The 18,830-nt window shown below is 66.8% G+C and carries 20 protein-coding genes; 17 read left to right on the top strand and 3 right to left on the bottom strand.

The window, feature by feature from the left end:
• Positions 1–73: 73 nt before the first annotated feature.
• Positions 74–658, bottom strand: a complete 585-nt coding sequence (locus ACJH71_RS10370) for a TetR/AcrR family transcriptional regulator (RefSeq protein WP_406757916.1) — start codon at positions 656–658, stop codon at positions 74–76.
• Between the two features lie 332 nt (positions 659–990).
• Here ACJH71_RS10370 and ACJH71_RS10365 point away from each other — a divergent pair, with 332 nt between their 5' ends.
• From ACJH71_RS10365 to ACJH71_RS10340, 6 genes are read left to right on the top strand one after another with little or no spacing between them, the layout of a single operon-like run.
• Positions 991–1,872 (top strand): SDR family NAD(P)-dependent oxidoreductase, encoded by an 882-nt coding sequence (locus tag ACJH71_RS10365; RefSeq protein ID WP_406757915.1) that lies wholly within the window; start codon positions 991–993, stop codon positions 1,870–1,872.
• Positions 1,872–3,254, top strand: coding sequence for an SRPBCC family protein (locus tag ACJH71_RS10360; protein WP_406757914.1), 1,383 nt, complete (start codon positions 1,872–1,874; stop codon positions 3,252–3,254). Before ACJH71_RS10365 ends, ACJH71_RS10360 begins: the two co-directional genes overlap by 1 nt.
• Complete coding sequence (locus tag ACJH71_RS10355; RefSeq protein WP_406757913.1) at positions 3,251–5,095, top strand: flavin-containing monooxygenase; 1,845 nt, start codon at positions 3,251–3,253, stop codon at positions 5,093–5,095. Before ACJH71_RS10360 ends, ACJH71_RS10355 begins: the two co-directional genes overlap by 4 nt.
• Entirely contained in the window at positions 5,092–5,931 is an 840-nt protein-coding gene (locus tag ACJH71_RS10350; RefSeq protein ID WP_406757912.1) for a TauD/TfdA dioxygenase family protein, read from the top strand. The genes ACJH71_RS10355 and ACJH71_RS10350 overlap by 4 nt, the downstream gene beginning before the upstream one ends.
• A complete protein-coding gene (locus tag ACJH71_RS10345; protein WP_406757911.1) occupies positions 5,928–6,872 on the top strand; it encodes an SDR family NAD(P)-dependent oxidoreductase in 945 nt (314 codons plus the stop codon). Before ACJH71_RS10350 ends, ACJH71_RS10345 begins: the two co-directional genes overlap by 4 nt.
• 16 nt (positions 6,873–6,888) lie before the next feature.
• Positions 6,889–8,316, top strand: coding sequence for an aldehyde dehydrogenase family protein (locus ACJH71_RS10340; protein ID WP_406757910.1), 1,428 nt, complete (start codon positions 6,889–6,891; stop codon positions 8,314–8,316).
• Between the two features lie 16 nt (positions 8,317–8,332).
• On the opposite strand, the gene ACJH71_RS10335 is transcribed toward ACJH71_RS10340, so the two are convergent.
• On the bottom strand, positions 8,333–9,349 hold the full coding sequence (locus ACJH71_RS10335) for a 2Fe-2S iron-sulfur cluster-binding protein (RefSeq protein ID WP_406757909.1): 1,017 nt from the start codon (positions 9,347–9,349) through the stop codon (positions 8,333–8,335).
• 71 nt (positions 9,350–9,420) lie between these two features.
• Here ACJH71_RS10335 and ACJH71_RS10330 point away from each other — a divergent pair, with 71 nt between their 5' ends.
• The 11 genes from ACJH71_RS10330 (at position 9,421) to ACJH71_RS10280 (ending at position 17,755) form a co-directional block, all read left to right on the top strand.
• Positions 9,421–10,827, top strand: a complete 1,407-nt coding sequence (locus tag ACJH71_RS10330; protein ID WP_406757908.1) for a class I adenylate-forming enzyme family protein — start codon at positions 9,421–9,423, stop codon at positions 10,825–10,827.
• Positions 10,812–11,717, top strand: coding sequence for an acyl-CoA dehydrogenase family protein (locus ACJH71_RS10325; protein ID WP_406757907.1), 906 nt, complete (start codon positions 10,812–10,814; stop codon positions 11,715–11,717). The genes ACJH71_RS10330 and ACJH71_RS10325 overlap by 16 nt, the downstream gene beginning before the upstream one ends.
• Positions 11,704–12,795 (top strand): acyl-CoA dehydrogenase family protein, encoded by a 1,092-nt coding sequence (locus ACJH71_RS10320; protein WP_406757906.1) that lies wholly within the window; start codon positions 11,704–11,706, stop codon positions 12,793–12,795. Before ACJH71_RS10325 ends, ACJH71_RS10320 begins: the two co-directional genes overlap by 14 nt.
• Positions 12,792–12,959, top strand: a complete 168-nt coding sequence (locus ACJH71_RS10315) for a hypothetical protein (protein ID WP_406757905.1) — start codon at positions 12,792–12,794, stop codon at positions 12,957–12,959. The genes ACJH71_RS10320 and ACJH71_RS10315 overlap by 4 nt, the downstream gene beginning before the upstream one ends.
• A 3-nt stretch (positions 12,960–12,962) precedes the next feature.
• Positions 12,963–13,730 (top strand): enoyl-CoA hydratase/isomerase family protein, encoded by a 768-nt coding sequence (locus ACJH71_RS10310; protein ID WP_406757904.1) that lies wholly within the window; start codon positions 12,963–12,965, stop codon positions 13,728–13,730.
• Between the two features lie 8 nt (positions 13,731–13,738).
• The gene (gene meaB, locus ACJH71_RS10305) at positions 13,739–14,608 is read left to right on the top strand and encodes a methylmalonyl Co-A mutase-associated GTPase MeaB (protein WP_406757903.1); all 870 of its coding nucleotides are present in this window, start codon (positions 13,739–13,741) and stop codon (positions 14,606–14,608) included.
• 21 nt (positions 14,609–14,629) lie between these two features.
• A complete protein-coding gene (locus ACJH71_RS10300; RefSeq protein WP_406757902.1) occupies positions 14,630–15,217 on the top strand; it encodes a TetR/AcrR family transcriptional regulator in 588 nt (195 codons plus the stop codon).
• Positions 15,218–15,327: 110 nt separating this feature from the next.
• On the top strand, positions 15,328–16,071 hold the full coding sequence (locus ACJH71_RS10295; RefSeq protein ID WP_406757901.1) for a hypothetical protein: 744 nt from the start codon (positions 15,328–15,330) through the stop codon (positions 16,069–16,071).
• A gap of 2 nt (positions 16,072–16,073) precedes the next feature.
• The gene (locus ACJH71_RS10290) at positions 16,074–16,823 is read left to right on the top strand and encodes a hypothetical protein (RefSeq protein ID WP_406757934.1); all 750 of its coding nucleotides are present in this window, start codon (positions 16,074–16,076) and stop codon (positions 16,821–16,823) included.
• Between the two features lie 23 nt (positions 16,824–16,846).
• The gene (locus ACJH71_RS10285; protein ID WP_406757900.1) at positions 16,847–17,449 is read left to right on the top strand and encodes a cytochrome c oxidase subunit 3 family protein; all 603 of its coding nucleotides are present in this window, start codon (positions 16,847–16,849) and stop codon (positions 17,447–17,449) included.
• A 6-nt stretch (positions 17,450–17,455) separates the two neighbouring features.
• Positions 17,456–17,755, top strand: a complete 300-nt coding sequence (locus ACJH71_RS10280; RefSeq protein ID WP_406757899.1) for a cytochrome C oxidase subunit IV family protein — start codon at positions 17,456–17,458, stop codon at positions 17,753–17,755.
• On the opposite strand, the gene ACJH71_RS10275 is transcribed toward ACJH71_RS10280, so the two are convergent.
• The gene (locus ACJH71_RS10275; RefSeq protein WP_406757898.1) at positions 17,743–18,819 is read right to left on the bottom strand and encodes a dihydrodipicolinate reductase; all 1,077 of its coding nucleotides are present in this window, start codon (positions 18,817–18,819) and stop codon (positions 17,743–17,745) included. The genes ACJH71_RS10280 and ACJH71_RS10275 overlap by 13 nt on opposite strands.
• Positions 18,820–18,830: the final 11 nt, after the last annotated feature.

The raw sequence follows: 18,830 nt of genomic DNA, 5'->3' as shown, positions 1-18,830 counted from the left end.
GAGACCTTCACCCATCAACGACTCTTACAGCGTGTCGTCACACTTTCTCAACCAACCTGCCTGGGCAGTACACCTAGCGCGCGATTTGCGCAGTGAGCAGCATGTCGACGCAGAAGTCGATGAATTGCTCGCGGCCGGCCTTGAGCTGCCCGTTGAGGTAGGCGGCGAAAAGGGTGGTCAGGGCGCCGATCAACCCGGTCGCCACCATCTGCCGAAGCGCCGAGTCGCCGATCTTGGTAAGAGTGCGCTGCAGCATCACGATGAAGTCCGGCATCCATTTGGCGCCGGCGCGATACAGGATCGGTTCGCTCTCCGGGGCCAGCAGCAGCACCCGGCCGCGCGCCGGGTCGTCGACCATCATGGTGACGAAACGTTCCACGCCCTCCCGGGGATTGTGGGTCGACAGCAGTGCCGCCAAGGCCCGGGTGCACACGTCGTCGTACACCTCGCGCACAAACTCGTCGCGGTCGGCGAAGCTCTCATAGAAGTAGCGTTCGGTCAGCCCGGCTGCGCGACAGGCTGACCGGATGGTCAGCGTGGGCCCGCCCGCATCGCCGAGTAGTTGCACGCCGACCGCGAGGAATTCGTCTCGGCGCAGGGCTTGACGCTCTGCCAGTGGGACTCCGGACCAGCGGCCCCGACGTTGGCTGGAAGACACTCCGCATCTCCTCAAGCTCGTTCTGACAACGCATGTAGTCAAATTCGGCGACGTTCGACGTGGGCTCCATCATGACGCAAGGCGCTTCGGCTTAAGTGAACGCCCCGCCGGTGTGTGTCGACCGGCGGCGCCGAGCGGGGATGGCTGGGCTACGTCGCATTGGTCCAGACAATAAGGCCGGCAGGCCGCCGGGTTCTGCCCTTGACTCTGCGCTTGCCGCTGCGGAATAGTGTTCTTCAGAACGAAGAATGACATATGTTGTCCGGACAAATTCGCGATCTCGGTGACCGCCGGGCGTGCGAATTACGGTCGGTGCCAGGTGAAAGCGGGTCATGGCGGATCACTGCACTCCTCCCAGCCTGTTGAGCGATTCCAATCCCCTGGACCTGCACGGCCGGATCGTGGTGGTGTCGGGAGCCGGCGGCGGCGGAATCGGCACGACGATCACCGCGATGGCCGCGCGGGCAGGGGCCACCGTGATCGCGGTGAGCCGCTCGCAGGAGAACCTCCGTGAACACATCGCGCCGTTGGCCGACCGAGGCCTGTCGGTGATACCGGTGGCGGCTGACGCGTCCACCGACGAGGGTGTTGCCACGGTGCTCGATGCGGCCCAAGAAGCCGACGGGCGGCTCTACGGACTGGTCAATGTCGCCGGTGGCGCGGATCCGGCGACCTGGATGCCGTCGACCAGGGTGGCGCGCGCCGATTGGCGAAAGATCTTCACGCACAACCTGGAGACCTCCTTCTTCATGAGCCGCGCGGTTGCCGCCGCCCTGGTGGCGCAGCAGCTTCCGGGCTCGATCGTGTCGATCTCCTCCATCAGCGGGATGAACACCGCGCCGTTCCACATCGCCTACGGCACGGCAAAGGCCGCGATCGTTGCGATGACCCGCACTATGGCAGTTGAGTTGGCGGCGGCCGGGATTCGAGTCAACGCGGTGGCTCCGGGAGTCACCAACACCGCTGCCTCGGCCACCTACACCGACGATGATCCCGATCGCGATCTGCAGGCGATCGCCATGGGGCGCCGCGGCCGGCCCGAGGAACAGGCCGGGCCGATCCTGTTTCTGCTGTCGGACCTGGCCAGTTACATCACCGGGCAGACCTTGCTGGTCGACGGCGGGCTCAACCTCAGATGGACACACCTCGACGCCGACAACACCTCACTGTTCCTCAAGGACGACACCTTCCGCGCTGCGATAAGGAGGATGTGATGACCGATCCGGTCCAGGGTTCAAACGACGAACTCGCCAGCCCGGTCACGATCGGTGTCGAGGCCTACACATGTCCGAGCTACGCCCGCGCCGAGCGAGACAAGTTGTGGCGCAAGGTGTGGCAACAGGTCGGGCGGATCGAAGATCTGCCGGAGGTGGGCAGCTACCTCACCTATGACATCCTCGAGGACTCGATCATCGTCGTCCGCAGCGGGCCGGACGAGTTTCGGGCCCACCACAACGTCTGCATGCACCGTGGCCGCCGGCTGATCGACACTCCGGCCGGGGCGAAGAACGCCTGCGCGCGAACCCGCAAGTCGTTCGTCTGTGGATTCCACGGCTGGACCTACGGACTCGATGGAACCTGCACCCACATACGCGAACAGGATGACTGGCAAGGAACGTTGACGCCCGCGAACACCCATCTGGGTTCGGTGCGAGTCGACACCTGGGGCGGCTGGCTCTGGATCAACATGGACCCCGACAGCGAATCGCTGGCCGACTACCTGTTCCCGGCCGCGAAGATTCTTGAACCGTTCGGCCTGGAGAACATGCGCTACAAGTGGCGCAAATGGCTGGAGTTCGACTGCAATTGGAAGGTCGCGATGGAGGCCTTCAACGAGACCTACCACGTCTACACAACCCACCCGGAGTTCAACAGGTTCGGTGAGTTCAAGGGCTGGGCACGGGTGCAGGGCAAGCACAGCAACCTCGGCTACGACGCTCCCGACGATCTGGAGGCGACCAAATCCAAGATCCGGCTGGGGACCGGCGCCGATCCGCGGGTGTCGACCGCGGAGATGCAGGTCTACACCATGGAGGAGACCAACGCCACCACCACCGCCACCCTGGTGAACGCCGCCAAGCGACTGGTCGACGAGCTGCCCGAGGGCACCCCGGCCGACAAGGTCCTGCAGCACTGGCTGGCCTCGGCGCGCCGCGACGACGCGGCCCGCGGGGTCATCTGGCCGACGATTCCCGCCGACGTGCTCGGGCAGGCCGGCACCGCGTGGCAGATCTTCCCGAACTTCCAGATCGGCCAGGGACTCACCAGTGCCCTGTGCTACAGCGCTCGGCCGCATCCCAGTTACAACCCCGACAAGTGCATCTTCGAAGTCTCGGTGTTCGAACTCTTTCCCAAAGGTGAAGAACCGCAGACGCAATGGGAGTACACCCCGGTGGGCGACCCGGGCTGGCGCTCGGTTCTTCCACAGGACTTCTCGAACATGGCAGCGGTGCAGCAGGGAATGAAGTCCCTCGGTTATCCCGGCGCCAAGCCCAACCCCTACCGGGAGCGCGCCATCGTGAACCTGCACCACCAGTTGTCGAAGTACATGGGCGCCGGTGCGCCTCAAGAAATCCCGACAGGAAACGATCGATGACGGACTGTCCGCCGACCCAGACTCCCGATGACTTCGACATCGAAGCGCTCCGGCACAAGTACGCCGATGAGCGGGCCAAACGCATTCGCGCCGACGGCTCCAGTCAGTACCTTGAAGTCAAGGATGATTTCGTGGAGTTCGCCGAGGTCGATCCGCACACCGCGGTGACTCCGCGGGAACCCATCGACGCCGACATCGAGGTCGTGGTCCTCGGGGGTGGCATCGCCGGACTGCTCGCCGGCGCATACCTGAAGAAGGCCGGCGTGCCGGACGTGCGGGTGATCGAGATGGGGGGCGACTTCGGCGGTGTCTGGTACTGGAACCGCTTCCCCGGAATCCAGTGCGACAACGACGCGTACTGCTACGTCCCGATGCTCGAAGAGCTGGACTTCATCCCCTCCAAGAAGTTCGCCGACGGCGCAGAGATTTTCGCGCATTGCCAGAACCTCGGTAAGCACTTCGGCCTCTATGACGGGGCGATCTTCTCGACCCAGGTGCGCACCGTCCGCTGGGAGGAACAGATCAAGCGCTGGCGGCTGACGACGAACCGGGGCGACGACCTGCGGGCGCGTTTCGTGGTCATGGCGCAGGGCTCTTACAACCGGCCCAAGTTGCCCGGTATCGCGGGCATCAAAGAGTTCATGGACGCGGGCGGCCACGTCTTCCACTCGGCCCGCTGGGACTACGACTACACCGGCGGCGACGCGAACGGTGGCCTGGACAAGCTGGCCGACAAGCGGGTGGCTCTGGTTGGCACCGGCGCGACCGGTGTGCAGTTGGTCCCGCATCTGGGTCGGGATGCCAAGCAGCTCTATGTTTTTCAGCGCACGCCGTCGTCGGTGGACTTCCGGGGCAACGAACCCACCGACCCCCGGTGGGCCGCTTCGCTACAGCCGGGTTGGCAGGCCGAACGCAAGCGCAACTTCCACCGCTGGTCGCCGTTCGAGGGCGTGGTGTTCGACGCCCCCGACATGGTGTGCGACTTCTGGACCGAGTTGGGTCGCAACCTGACCGCTCGCATCGGCGCCAGCCCCGACCCGACGGCTCTCGGCGTCGAGGAGATCATGGCGATGCGGGAGGAAGAGGACTACAAGATCATGGAGCGGCTGCGCCGCCGGATCGACGACATCGTCGAGGATCCGCACACCGCTGAGGCGCTCAAGCCGTACTACCGGTTCATGTGCAAGCGCCCGACCTCCAGTGACACCTACCTGCCCGCGTTCAATCGGCCCAATGTCACCCTGGTCGACGTGGCCGAATCCAAGGGGGTCGAAAAACTCACGGAGAAAGGCATTGTCGCGGGAGGCGTCGAGTACGAGGTCGACTGCGTCATCTTCGCCAGTGGTTTCGAGATCTCTACGGAGATCAGCCGTCGGTACGCGATCGACGTGATCGAGGGACGCGCCGGGGTATCGCTGTTCGACCACTGGCGCGACGGGCACCAGACCCTGCACGGGATGACCAGCCGTGGGTTCCCCAACCAGTTTCACACCGGCTTCATCCAGGGCGGCGTGTCGGCCAACACCACCGCGATGTTCGAGCAGCAGGCCGAGCACATCGCCTACATCATCGCCGAGACTCTCAGGCAGGGGGCGACGGTCGTCGAGCCCAGCCAGGAGGGTCAGGACGCCTGGGTCAACACCATCCGGGAGTTGGCTTTCGACAACTCGGCGTTCGATTTATCATGCACGCCGGGCTATTACAACAACGAGGGCCGTGGATTCGGCGACGCGAGCCGCTCGTTCCTGGGCGAGGTGTACTCGCCGGGCTTCTACGCCTTCGACGATCTGCTGAAGGAGTGGCGCGAGGCGGGCGACCTGAAAGGCCTGGACCTGCAGTGACATCGAAGACGACGACTACAGCACTGCCGACACGGGATCTGACCGAGCGCATCGGAACCGAGGTCCGTGCCGACAAGGACGCGCTGCTGTCCGGTGTTCACGCGGGCGCCATCCGCGAACTGCTGGAGCAGCGCGGCGTACTGGTGTTCCCGACGATCGGGCTGACCGATGCCGAGCAGGTGGCTTTCACCGAAACGCTCGGCGCAGTTGCGCCCGAGCGTGATGGCGAGGCGGTCTACGACGTCACGCTCGACACAACGGTGAACAAGCAGGCCGACTACCTCAAGGGGTCGTTCTACTGGCATCTCGACGGCACCATGAACGAGGTGCCGATCTTGGCCTCGCTGTTGTCCAGCAAGGTATTGCCGGCCGGCGGCGGCGGGGACACCGAATTCTGTAACACCTACGCGGCCTACGACGATCTCTCCGACGACGACAAGGACCAGCTCGCGTCGTTGCGCGCCATGCACTCGGCGTGGAACTCGCTGTTGTACTACGACCCTGAACCCGAATTCGCGACGCTGCGTCAGATGATGGCGATCGGGGAGTGCGAGCTGCCGGTGGTCTGGACGCACCGCTCCGGTCGCAGGTCGTTGATCCTGGGCTGCACTGCCAGCCACATCGTCGGGATGGACCATCGGGACAGCGCCGCAACGCTGGTGCGGCTGCGTGATTGGGCCACTCGTCCGCAGTTCGTCTATCGGCACCAGTGGTCGGTCGGGGATCTGGTCATGTGGGACAACACCGGAACCATGCACCGGGCGTTGCCCTATGACCCTGATTCCGGCCGGATGCTGCGCCGGACCAAGCTCGCCGGTGAGGAACCCTTCGCTTGAGCCGAAACCAGGCTGCGGATCTGAACTTCGACGGCCGCGTCGCCGTCGTGACCGGCGCCGGGCGGGGACTGGGCCGCGCCTACGCACACCTGCTGGCGCAGCGGGGAGCCACCGTCGTCGTCAATGACACCGGCGCCGACCTCACCGGTGACGGGGTGCGCGTGGACCCGGCCGAGCGGGTCGCCGCCGAGATCCGCGACGCGGGCGGCGCCGCGGTGGCCTGCACCGCGTCGGTCGCCACACCCGAGGGCGGCGAGGCGATTGTCGGCGCCGCACTGGAGCGCTACGGACGGGTCGACATCCTGATCCACAATGCCGGAAACGTCCGCCGGGCCCCGTTGCGTGAGATGAGTTCGGACGACTTCGATGCGGTCCTGGACGTTCATCTGCGTGGCGCTTTCCATGTGGTGCGGGCGGCCTTCGGCGCGATGTGTGACGCAGGCTACGGTCGCATGGTGTTGACCTCGTCGATCGGCGGCATCTACGGCAACGCCGACGTGGCCAACTATGCGGCCGCGAAGGCGGGCGTGATCGGGCTGAGCAACGTCGCGGCGCTGGAGGGCGCAGCGCACGGCGTCCGGTGCAACGTGGTGGTCCCGGCGGCGGTGACCAGGATGGCCGAGGGGATCGACACCTCGGCGTACCCGCCGATGGAACCCGAGCTGGTGGCGCCGGTGGTCGGCTGGCTCGCGCACGAATCCTGTTCGGTCACCGGTGAAGTGCTGATCGCCCTGGCCGGTCGGGTAGCCCGGGCCGCGCTGGTCGAGAGCCCCGGTGTGTATCAACCGTCCTGGACGATCGGGGACGTCGAGTCCCGGATCGAGGCGATCCGGGACGTCACCGAACCCGTGATCTTCCCGGTTGTGCCCGACGGGCACGCCGCACATATCCGATACAGCTTCGGGATGGCCCAGACAGGCCAAGCCGAGAAACCCCAGTAGTCGAAGGAGTGTTGTGATGCGCGAATACACCCAGTTCTACATCGACGGCCGGTGGGTGGACCCGGCCGAATCGAAGACGCTCGACGTCGACAACCCGGCCACCGAAAAGGTCTGTGGGAAGATCGCACTCGGCACGGCGGCAGACGTCGACCTCGCGGTCGCCGCGGCCCGGCGGGCCTTTGACAGCTGGTCGCAGAGCAGCCGCGCGGAGCGGCTGGATCTGCTGCAGGCGATCCTCGCCGAGTACCAACGGCGCAGCGGCGACCTGGCCGACGCGGTGAGCGAAGAGATGGGGGCGCCGCCCAGTTTGGCCGCCGGGGTGCAGATCAATCTCGGGGCCGGTCATCTCGTCACGGCGATCGATGCGCTGAAGAACTTCTCGTTCAGCGAGCAGCGCGGCGACACCCTGGTGGAGCGCGAGCCGATCGGAGTATGTGGTCTCATCACGCCGTGGAACTGGCCGCTGAACCAGATCGCGGTGAAGGTCTACCCGGCGTTGTCCACCGGCTGCACCATGGTGCTGAAGCCCTCTGAGGTCGCGCCGTTCTCGGCGTACATCTTCACCGAGATCATGGACGCCGCGGGTGTTCCGGCCGGCGTGTACAACATGGTCAACGGCGACGGGCCCGGAGTCGGCTCGGCGCTGTCGCGGCACCCGGACGTCGACATGGTGTCGTTCACCGGCTCCACCCGCGCCGGCGTCGCGGTGGCCGAGAACGCCGCCCCGACCGTGAAGCGGGTGACCCAGGAGCTGGGCGGTAAGAGCGCCAACATCGTGCTCGACGACGACGCGTTCGTCGACAGCGTCACCGCCGGGGTGTCGACCATGATGGTCAACTCCGGGCAGAGCTGTAACGCGCCGTCACGAATGCTGGTGCCGAACTCGCGGATGGACGAGGCCATCGCGATCGCCCATGCGGTCGCCGGCCAGGTGAAGGTCGGCGACCCCGCCGATGCGAAGGCGATCGGACCGGTGGCGTCGGCGGCGCAGTTCGCCAAGGTGCAGGGCCTGATCGAGCAGGGCATCGCCGAGGGTGCGACGGTCGCGGCCGGCGGCGCCGGCCGGCCGGACGGGCTCGACACCGGTTACTTCGTCCGACCGACGGTCTTCGCGCGTGTGACGAACCAGATGACGATCGCGCGCGAAGAGATCTTCGGGCCGGTGCTGTGCATCCTCGGCTATGACGATCTCGACGAGGCCGTCGAGATCGCCAACGACACCGAGTACGGTCTGGCCGGCTACGTCTCGGGTGCCGACATCGACGCCGCGCGGGGAATCGCCCGCCGGATCCGGGCCGGGTGGGTGGCGATCAACCACGCCTTCGACCTGAACGCACCGTTCGGCGGCTACAAGCGCAGCGGCAACGGTCGCGAGTGGAGCGACGCGGGATTCCACGAATACCTGGAGACCAAGAGCACTTTGGGCTACGGGGCGGCCGGCTGAGCGCGGCCGCGCCGCCCTACTCGTAGTGCACGGTGATCGAGCCGCCCTCGGGCAGGCCCTGGCAGGTCAGGATGTAGCCGTCGGCGACCTCGTCGTCGTCGAGCACCGTGTTGTTGAGCATGGTCGCGCTGCCCTCGGTGATGTGGGCGATGCAGGTGCCGCAGTTACCCGCCTCGCAGGAGAACGGGGGCGCCAGTCCGGCGCGCCGGGCGCTCTCGAGCAGGGTCTCGCGAGCGACCCGCGGCACCGTTTCCTTCTGGCGCCCGAGGTGGATCGTCACGGTTCCGGTCACGTCGGCGTCGGCGTCGGTGCTGGTCGCTGGGGCCGCGGCCGGAGTCGGGGCGGTCGCCACGTCGAAGTCCTCGATGAGCAGGCGGCCCGGACCCGGCCAGGCCGCGCGCACCACATCCATGAATCCCGCCGGTCCGCATACGTAGCAGTCCGCGCCGGCATCGGCGCCGATGAATGCCGCCACCGCGGCGCCGTCCAGTAGGCCGTCGTCGGCGTCGCAATGCCGCTGCACGGTCAGTCGGCCGGGGTAGCGGGCGGCGAGCTCGTCCAACGCGCTCCCGAAGATCGCCGCGGACGCATCCCGGTCGGCGCAGAGCAGCCGCACGACGCGGTCGGTGGTCGCCAGCGCGCTCTTGGCCAGCGACAGGATCGGCGTGATCCCGCTGCCGCCGGCGAACGCCAGCAGTGGAGCCGTCGACTCCTGCAGGCAGAAGATCCCCGCCGCGCGGGTCATCACCAGCTCATCGCCTTCAGCGACGTTGTCCAGCAACCAGTTCGACACCTTGCCGCCGGGAACACGCTTGACCGTGGTCATCAGCTCGGTGTCGGTCTCCGGAGCGCTCGACATCGAGTAGGACCGGTACAGCTCCTCACCGTCGACCCGCACCTGGAACGTCGAGTACTGACCGGCCCGGTAGGGAAACGGCGGTTCCTGTGGCGCCAGCACGAAGGTGTAGGCGTCGGCCGTCTCCTTGACGATGCGCGTCACGGTCGCTCGCTGGAAAACATGAGTGACCGCCATGCCCACCCCTTCCGGTTTGCGTTCTTCGCTTTAGAGAATACTATTCTCTCAAACCGATAGGATCTTCTCAAATGTCGCCAGGATCGTCCACCGCAGTGCTTGCGTTCGAGGATCGGCAGTGGTGCCTGCCCGAGCTCGACGCGCTGGCCGGTGACCTGGCAGCCGCCCTGGTGGCCGACGGCGTGCGTGCCGGGGACCGGGTGGCGCTGATGTCGTCGAACCGGCCGGAGTTCGTCATCGCGGTGCGTGCCATCTGGCGCGTGGGGGCCGTCGTCGCGCTGATCAGCCCCGCCTGGAAGCGCGACGAGGTGGCGCACGCCCTGGCGCTGGTGCAACCCCGCTGCGCCCTCGGTGACCAGCCGGTGCTGGCCGAGCTGATGCCGATGCGGCACCTGGACGACGAGATTCCCGCCGGCACCTGGGAGGGTGATCCACCACCGGCCGGTTCCGACGCGCTGCTGGTGTTCAGCTCCGGCACCACCGGGCTGCCCAAGGCCGTGCGGCACACCCACGCCTCGCTGGCCGCGGCGGTAGACCACTGGCGGGATGCGTTGGGGCTGAACGCCGCCGACCGGATCCAAGTGGCCACTCCACCGTCGCACATTCTCGGGCTGCTCAACATCCTGACCGCGCTGAGCGTCGGGGCGTGGGTGCGCTTGCACCGGCGCTTCGACATCGACGCGATGCTGCAATCGATCGGCGCGGACCGGATCACCGTGGAGATGGCGGTAGCGCCGATCGCCCTGGCTATCGCCGCGCATCCGGAACTGGAATCGTTCGACCTGTCTTCACTGCGTTTCATCATGTGGGGCGCCACCCCGGTGACCGCGGCCGTCGCCGACACCGTCACCCGGCGCACCGGCGTGCCCTTCGTGCCCGCCTACGGCACCAGCGAACTTCCGGTGATCGCGTGCAGTCCCGCCGGCGCCGGGCGCCTGGACACCGTGGGCCGGCCGGTACCCGGCGTGCAGCTGCGGGTAGTCGATGTCGAAACCGGTGAGCAGCTCTCGGCCGGTGCTCCCGGCGAGATCCTGGTCAGGTCCGCTTCCTTGATGGCCGGCTACCTTCCCGCATCGGCAACCGCAGAAGCCGTGCGTGACGGATGGTTTCACACCGGCGACGTCGGATACCTCGACGCCGGCGGCTGGTTGCGGATCACCGACCGCTGCAAGGAGATGATCAAGGTGCGCGGCTTTCAGGTCGCTCCCGCGGAGATCGAGGCGGTGCTGCACGAGCACCCCGCGGTCGCGGACTGCGGTGTGTTCGGGGTGCCCGACGAGCGTGACGGTGAGGCCGTCGTCGCTGCGGTCGCACTCTGCGCCCCGGTCAGCGACGACGAGCTGTGCGCGCTGGTCAGTGACCGTCTGGCGTCCTACAAGCGTCTGCACCGGGTGGTGTTCGTTCCCGAGATCCCCCGGTTGCCTTCCGGAAAGCTGTTGCGCCGACTACTGAAGGAGCGCCTATGGATGTCCGGCTGAATGCCGAGCAGCGCCAACTGCGAGATGCCGCGGCCAAGCTTGCCGACGACCTCGGACCGGGCTCGGTGGCCGAACTCGACGACGCGGGTCGGATAGCGCGGCTGGAACGCGCCGTCGCCCAGACCGGCTGGCGCGCTTTACGTTCCGACGGCGCATCGGGAGTTGAGGTGGCGATCGTCGCCGAGGAGTTCGGTCGCGGCCTCGTCGACGTGCCTTTCCTCGGCCCGGTGCTTGCCGACGACCTGCACCGCCAGGTGGCACTGGGCGAGGGCCCGGTCACCGTCGCGGTCGGTGACACCGCCATCGACGCGCGCGGCGCCGCCCAAGCGGTGATGGTGCGCGAGCGTGCGGTGCTGACCGCCCCGATCGGAGGCTTGCGAACCGGAGCCGACCTCACCCGGCCCGTCGCCGACCTTGCCGGTGCGGCGCAGCAGGTCGGCGAGCTCGGCGCCGAGGATGCGTTGCGTTGGCAGGCACTGGCATTGGCGGCGACGTGCGCCGATCTGGTCGGCACCGCACGCGGCGCGCACGGCCTGGCATGCGACTACGCCAAGATCCGTGAGCAGTACGGCAAACCCATCGGCTCCTATCAGGCCATCGCCCACCTGCTCGCCGAGGGACTGGCGCTGATCGAGGGCTCGGTGAGCGTGCTGCGACACGCGGCTTGGGCCGTCGACGAGGCACCCGCGGCCGACGCGGTGCGCGCCGCCCGGATCGCCAAGATCTACTCCGCGCGCGCCGCCCGGACTGTCTGCGAAACCGCGATCCAGGTGCACGGCGGGATCGGCAACACCTGGGAATGTGCGGCGCATGCCTACCTGCGGCGAGCGCTGACTTCGACCGGCCTGTGGCCCGTGACGATAAGGGAGATCGCAGATGGACTTTCGTGATTCGCCCGCCGAAGCCGACTTCCGCAGCAAGCTCAGGGCCTGGCTGACCGAGCGGGCCGGCAGCTTTCCCGCCGCCGGGGACGACGAGTACTGGGAACGCCAGGGTGAATGGCACCAGGCACTGTATGCGGGCGGATTCTTCGGGGTGTCCTGGCCGCGCGAGTTCGGCGGCCAGGAGCTGGCGCCGGTCTATGACGTCATCGTCGACGAGGAACTGGCCGCCGCCGGCGCGCCCCCGCGGCCGAGTCTCGGGTATCTGGTCGTCGGGCTGGGCCGCCATGCCAGTTCCGAACTGCAGCAACGGTTCTTGCCCGGCATGATCGACGGCACGCAGCGCTGGTGTCAGGGCTTCTCCGAACCCGGGGCCGGCTCGGACCTGGCCTCGCTGACCACCACCGCGACCCGTGAAGGCGACGACTACGTCATACACGGGCACAAGATCTGGACCAGTTACTCCGACGTCGCCGACTGGTGTCTGCTGTTGGCCCGCACCGACAAGGACGCGCCCCGGCACCGCGGCATCTCGGCGTTCATCATCTCGATGCACCAGCCCGGAATCGAGCAGCGGCCACTGCAGATGATCAACGGTGTCACCACGGAATTCGGTCAGGTGCTCTTCGACGGCGCGAGGGTGCCGGCGAGTCAGATGGTCGGTGCGCCGGGGGAGGGCTGGGCGCTGGCGATGACGGTGGTCGGCCATGAGCGCGAACCGTCGACCCTGGGGTACTCGGCCCGCTACGGCAAGCTGGTGCGCCAGATGGCGAAGCGCGTAGCCGGAGACGTCCCGGAGGAATTGGCTTGGGCGGCAGTGGAAACCGAGATGCTGCGGTTGCATGTGCGCCGGCGGCTCTCCGAACAGCTCGACGGCCTCAGCCACGGCCCGGAAGGCTCGCTGGACAAGCTGCTGATGACCTGGGTGGAGCAGTCCGTCGGCCACGCCGCGCTGGCGGTCGGCGGGGTGGACGACCCGGATCTGCTCAGCGCCTACCTGTACAGCCGCGCCCAGAGCGTGATGGGCGGAACCTCGCAGATTCAGAAGAACATCATTGCCGGCCGAATCCTGGGATTGACGTCGTGATCGCGAACGCGGACGAAGTCCGGGTGAAGCGGGTCACGACTATTGACGCAGTGATCGCGAACGCGGACGAAGTCCGGGTGAAGCGGGTCACGACTATTGACGCAGTGATCGCGAACGCGGGCGAAGTCCGGGTGAAGCGGGTCACGACTATTGAAGGAGTCTGAGACATGTACGACATGCCTGCTGAAATCGACGTGCGTGCCGACGGCCCGCTGCGGATCATCACCCTCAATCGCCCCGACGCGCTCAATGCCGTCAACGACGCACTGCACACCGGCCTGGCCAAACTGTGGCCGCGGCTGGAGGAGGACGACGGGGCGCGCGCGGCGGTGCTGACCGGCAGCGGGCGGGCGTTCTCCGCCGGGGGCGATTTCGCCTACCTCGACGAACTGCGGCGCGATGAGAAATTGCGTGCCAAGACGATTGCGCACGGCCGCGATATCGTGCTGGGCATGGCACGCTGCCGTACCCCGGTGATCGCCGCGGTGAACGGGCCCGCCGTTGGTCTGGGCTGCAGTCTGGTGGCGCTGAGCGACATCGTCTACGTCTCGGAGTCGGCTTACCTGGCCGATCCGCATGTGCAGGTGGGTCTGGTCGCCGCCGACGGCGGACCTCTGACCTGGCCGTTGCAGATGAGCCTGCTGCTGGCCAAGGAGTACGCCCTGACCGGCGCCCGTATTCCGGCGGCTCGGGCAGTGGAGTTGGGGCTGGCCAATCACGTGGCGGAAGACCCGCTCGCGGAGGCGATTTCGTGTGCCAGGAGAATCGCCGAGTTGCCCCGCCAAGCGGTGGAGAGCACTAAGCGGCTGCTCAACATCCACCTGGAGCGTGCGGTACTGGCCACGCTGGATTTCGCCAACATGGCCGAAGACCAGTCCTTCAAGACCGACGACTTCGCGGCCATCATCGATCGGCTCACCACGAACAAGAACTGACGGTGTCGATGACCATTGCCGAGTTGCTTGCCGCGGCGCGCGGGGGCTCCGTCCGTGCCACCGGCCGCTTGCTCAGCATGGTCGAAAGCGGCCGGCGCGCCGAAGTCCTGGCCGCCGTAGGCCCGGCCGCCACGCGAGTCATCGGGGTGACCGGACCGCCGGGGGCGGGCAAGTCCACCACGATCGCTGCTCTGGTGGGGGCCTACCGACAGCGCGGCCTGCGGGTGGCGGTGCTTGCCGTCGACCCGTCCTCGCCGTTCAGCGGCGGCGCCCTGCTGGGCGATCGCATCCGGATGGCGGCCCACATCAACGACCCGGAAGTGCTCATCCGGTCGGTGGCGGCCCGCGGCCACCTGGGCGGACTCGCCGAGGCGGTGCCCGCGGCCCTCCAGCTGCTCGCCGCGCTCGGCTTCGATGTGCTGCTGCTGGAGACGGTCGGGGTGGGCCAATCCGAGATCGAGATCGCCGCGATCGCCGACCCGACAATCGTGGTGCTCAATCCCGGCGCCGGTGACGCGGTCCAGGCCGCCAAAGCCGGATTGCTGGAAGTGGGCGACATCGTGGTGGTCAACAAGGCCGACCGCGAGGGTGCCGAGCAGACCGTGCGTGACCTTCGCATCGAGTTGCACCACACCGGCGCACCGATTCTCACCCTGATCGCCGCGCGCGGCGACGGCCTCGACCACCTGGTGGACACCATCGAAGCCCACCACCGCACCGACAGTCGGGAGCGCCGGCTGGCCCGGGCGCGGGCACAGATCCTGTCACTGGCTCAGACCCGGCTGCGCTCCCATCCCGCACTGGACCGGCTCACCGAACGGGTGGTCGACGGGACCGACGATCCCTACTCCGCGGCGGAGCGCCTGTTGTCTGACTAGCCGATTGGCTACCCTCGTCGCATGGCTTCCACTCCGGCCGCTACCCAGTTCCGTTTCATTCCCCGCAGCGCGGCGCAGACGCGCATCCTTGATGCCGCGCTGCAGTTGATCGGTGAGAACGGCGTCGGCGGAACGTCGCTGCAGATGATCGCCGACCTGATCGGGGTGACCAAGGCCGCGGTCTACCACCAGTTCAAGACCAAGGAAGAGATTGTCGTCGCGCTCACCGAACGGGAGCTGGGGGCATTGGAAGAGGCGCTGGAGGTCGCCGAAGCCGAGCAGAGTCGGCCTCGGGCTCGAGAAGTGTTGCTCGACGGCGTTATCGACATGGCGGTACGCCGACGGGGCGCGGCGAGCACCCTGCAGTTCGATCCGGTGATCGTCCGGCTGTTGGCCGAACATCAGCCCTTTCAACAGTTCATCGCGCGGTTGTACGGCGTGCTGGTCGGCGACGCCGGCGACGACGCGGTGGTGTCGGCGGCGATGTTGTCCGGTGCCATCGCTGTTGGGGTAATGCATCCGCTGGTGGGCCACGTCGACGATGACACCTTGCGTGCCCAATTGCTGCGGCTCACGAAACGATTCATCGAGGCTCCCGCGGGGCATTGACCGTCGGATAGCCGTTCGGCTATCTTCGGGTAGTCGATCGGCTAGGGGGACGTTCCGGTGCACGTGGTCGCCCGACAGGCCGCCGGGGGAGCAGCGAAGGGATCACGGGAATGCAGATGATCGCCGAAGCAGAGGAGACGCCCCAGGCCACCGCATTCCGGGCGCAGTTGGTGCTGCTGTGGTCGGGGCCGGTCGTCGGCGCGGTATTGCTCGCGCTGTTCGCGACCTTCCCGGGGTTCTTCCCGCCGATGTCACCGACCATGTCCGCGGCGCAGGTTGCCGAGTTCTACGACCAGCACCGGTCGTGGATCCGGCTCAGCATGGTCGGGTTCAACCTGTGCGGGATCATGATCGTGCCGTTCCTGGTGTTGATCGTGGGCCAGATGAAACGGATGTCCACCCAGAGTCATGTGTTCGCCTACGGATACTTGGCCGCGGTGGTCAGCGGCGCAACGCTTTTCGCGCTGTCCAATATCTTCTTCGGGGTGGCGGCGTTCCGGTCCGACCGCAGCCCCGAGGTGGTCGAGGCACTCAACGACCTGGCCTGGATGTCGTTCATCGCACCGGTCGGAATGATCGTCGGGCAGTTCGCGATGCTGGCCTGCGCCGTCTACGCCGACCGCGGTCCCGATCCGGTCTTCGGCCGCTGGGTGGCCCATCTGTCCGTGATCACCGCGTTGGCGATGCTGCCCTCGGTCGCGGCGACCGTGTTCAAAACCGGGCCGCTGGCCTGGGACGGTCTCATCTCGTTCTGGGTGCGTAACGGGGCGTTCGCGGTATTCGTGTTCGCGATGTTCTTCGCGCTGCGAGATGCCCTGTACCGGCAGGGCGTTGCCGAGGGCGTGCTGCGGTGAACATCGCCACCCTGCTCTACGGCGACGACGTCGACGCCACCCCACCGCCCGATGCGGGCAAACCCGATGTGCGGGTGGTGTGGTGGATCTTCGTGGGGTTCTACGGACTGATGGGCCTGGGGGTGTGCCTGCTGGGCCGGGTGACACCGCCGCCCCGGCCCGACGTGGGCCCGCAGCAGATGCAGGACTGGTTCGCCCAGCACGCGACGACCATGCACTTCGGCTTCGTGTTGCTGCTGGTGATCACCGGCGGGGCCGCGATCTCCAACGGCCTGGTCGGCTACCACATGATGCGGATGACATCGGGTTCGGTGCTGGCCTACGCCTACATCGGCGGGATGGCGGTCGGCGCCGTCCCAGGCTTCCAGATGGTGATCCTGTGCTATTCGCTCGGGGCGTTCCGGCCGGACCGTGACCCGGAGATGGTGCGATTCTTCTACGACCTGGGGATGCTGTCCTACAACGGCTCCCTGGGCTGCTTCACCGCCGCCTACTTCAGCCTGGCGATCGCGATCTTCTACGACAAGAACAACATCTTTCCCAAATGGTTTGCCTACGTGAGCATCTGGCAGATAGTCACTGAGGTGATCGCGAGTCAGCTGTGGCTGTTCGACTCCGGTGCATTCGCCTGGAACGGGGTCATCACCTTCTACATCGCGGTCGTGGTGTTCTGCGTCTGGCTGGGGGCGTTGATCGCATTCCTGCAGGTGACGGGTGCACGCGAGCCCATCGACTCACCACCGATCGTCTGACCGTCTGACTGGGGGCGCATGTGATGACTGACCAGAAGACACCGACCGTGCGGCGAGCGCAGACCGGCGTGGGACGTGCGGCGCCCCACCTGCCCGGCGACGGACACATGTGGTTCATGGTGCTGGGCGATCTGGTCATCTTCGGCGGCTATTTCGTGGCATACATGGTGTTCCGCGCGAAGGCGCCCGTGGAGTTTCTGGCTGATCAGCAGCAGCTCAACATCACCCTCGGCGTCGTCAACACCATTGTGCTGATCACCAGCTCATGGCTTGTCGTCGAGGGTGTACACGCCGCCCGTGCGGGCAACCGGTCCGGCGCCATCGGCCTGGTCCGTGGAGGAATGGTGTGCGGTGCGCTGTTCGCGGTCATCAAGGTCTATGAATGGACCGCTGAAATCCAAGCCGGATACACCAATTCCAGTACGTTCTTCAGCTTCTACTACGTGCTGACCGGGGTGCATCTGTTCCATGTGGCCCTGGGCCTGATCATTCTCGGCGTGGTGATCCGCGACCTGCGCAATCCGCGTCGGGCCCGGGTCAGCATGGTCGAACAGGGAGCGACCTATTGGCACATGGTCGATCTGCTCTGGGTCGTGATATTCGCACTGCTCTACGTGATGAGGTGAATCGGCGTGACCGCACAGCCACAATCGTTGCTTACCCATCGGCCCGAGCGTCTGACCACCGGAACCTGGCTTGTCCTGGTGGGAATCACCGTGCTGGCCTGGTGGCTGGCTCCGGGGCACAACGCCGGGCCGGTCGAGCCCAGCATCCCCATCACCGTCACCGTGATCGCGCTCTCGGCCATCAAGGCTCGGTTGATCATCCGCAACTTCATGGAGGTGCGCACCGCACCGATCTGGTTGCGCCGCGCCACCGATGGCTGGCTCGCCGTGCTGTGGACGGCGGTGCTGGTGATTTACCTGTTCTGAGCGGGGAATCGGGGCAGGTTCAGCGGCAGATCGTTGTAGGTGGCGATCCCGGGTTCGGCGGCGACGACGGCCGGGATGGCGTTGATCGGCGGGATCGCCGTCATGATGTGGCCGAGCTCGAAGAAATCGTCGAGCGACTTCGCCGTGGCGATCAGGTCCGGCGGTGGAGTGAAACCGACCTGCATGTTGACCGTCGGCCGGCCGTCGATGGTGATCTTCCAGCCATCGCCGTCGAGCTGCCAATCCGGCTCCAGCGTTTGACCCTTGCGCCACCGCACGTTGATGTCGATGACGCATTGGCCATTGACGATCCCCTGCCAGCTGGCGAACACCCCGGCCACATGCCCGGCCGGGATCGTCCAGGATGCCATCGATAGATCCGTGGTGGTCTGGGCGTATTCGCACGAGCAGGTGATCTCATCGAGCTCGACGCCCATCGCGTCGGCGACCAGCCGGACCGCCTCGGCGAAGACAGCCGTGCCGCGGGCGGCCATCGGCTCCAGGTCGGGATCGTCGATCGCAGCGCCGAAACCCACCGGCCGCTCGGTGTCGGGAGAGTCGTAGAGGGTGGTGTCGGCCGTCTCGGTGATGGTGATCTTGTCGACCCGGTCGCATGCCGTCGCCGCCACGATCGCCAACAGTTCGGCGAAGCCCGGGCTGACTCCGGACCCGAACAGGGTGGAGCCACCCTTGCGGCACGCCTCATCGAGCCGGGCTCGGTCGTCGCCGAGGTTATGGCCGGTGATGAAAGATGCTGACGTCACAACGTTCACGCCCGCCGAGAGGATCTGTACCAGCTCGTCGACGTTGATCCACATCGGGTTGTAGACGACGCAGTCTGGCTTGAGTGCCAGCAGCGCCGCGGCGTCGTTGGTCGCGGTGACGCCGAGCGGGTCGATGCCGGCCAGCTCGCCGGCGTCGCGGCCGACCTTGTCGTCCGACCATGCGAAGAGGCCGACGAGGTCGTAGTTCGGGTTGCCTGCGATCGCCCGAACGGAGCTCCTGCCGACGTTGCCGGTCGTCCACTGGACGACCCGGTAAGGGGAGGCGGGGGAGTGAACCATGTCGTTATCGC

This window comes from Mycobacterium sp. SMC-15 (assembly GCF_045310925.1).
GTDB lineage: Bacteria > Actinomycetota > Actinomycetes > Mycobacteriales > Mycobacteriaceae > Mycobacterium.
Note: the sequence above shows the minus strand (reverse complement) of the source record. Positions and strands in the feature narration are given on the sequence as shown.

Bases quoted from the DNA above. Each gene is read 5' to 3' on its own strand.
- ACJH71_RS10365 (WP_406757915.1), top strand. From the start codon at position 991: ATGGCGGATCACTGCACTCCTCCCAGCCTGTTGAGCGATTCCAATCCC.
- ACJH71_RS10330 (WP_406757908.1), top strand. From the start codon at position 9,421: ATGTCGCCAGGATCGTCCACCGCAGTGCTTGCGTTCGAGGATCGGCAG.
- ACJH71_RS10325 (WP_406757907.1), top strand. From the start codon at position 10,812: ATGGATGTCCGGCTGAATGCCGAGCAGCGCCAACTGCGAGATGCCGCG.
- ACJH71_RS10310 (WP_406757904.1), top strand. From the start codon at position 12,963: ATGTACGACATGCCTGCTGAAATCGACGTGCGTGCCGACGGCCCGCTG.
- meaB (WP_406757903.1), top strand. From the start codon at position 13,739: ATGACCATTGCCGAGTTGCTTGCCGCGGCGCGCGGGGGCTCCGTCCGT.
- ACJH71_RS10335 (WP_406757909.1), bottom strand. From the start codon at position 9,349: ATGGCGGTCACTCATGTTTTCCAGCGAGCGACCGTGACGCGCATCGTC.
- ACJH71_RS10360 (WP_406757914.1), top strand. From the start codon at position 1,872: ATGACCGATCCGGTCCAGGGTTCAAACGACGAACTCGCCAGCCCGGTC.
- ACJH71_RS10355 (WP_406757913.1), top strand. From the start codon at position 3,251: ATGACGGACTGTCCGCCGACCCAGACTCCCGATGACTTCGACATCGAA.
- ACJH71_RS10300 (WP_406757902.1), top strand. From the start codon at position 14,630: ATGGCTTCCACTCCGGCCGCTACCCAGTTCCGTTTCATTCCCCGCAGC.
- ACJH71_RS10320 (WP_406757906.1), top strand. From the start codon at position 11,704: ATGGACTTTCGTGATTCGCCCGCCGAAGCCGACTTCCGCAGCAAGCTC.
- ACJH71_RS10340 (WP_406757910.1), top strand. From the start codon at position 6,889: ATGCGCGAATACACCCAGTTCTACATCGACGGCCGGTGGGTGGACCCG.
- ACJH71_RS10275 (WP_406757898.1), bottom strand. From the start codon at position 18,819: ATGGTTCACTCCCCCGCCTCCCCTTACCGGGTCGTCCAGTGGACGACC.
- ACJH71_RS10285 (WP_406757900.1), top strand. From the start codon at position 16,847: ATGACTGACCAGAAGACACCGACCGTGCGGCGAGCGCAGACCGGCGTG.
- ACJH71_RS10295 (WP_406757901.1), top strand. From the start codon at position 15,328: ATGCAGATGATCGCCGAAGCAGAGGAGACGCCCCAGGCCACCGCATTC.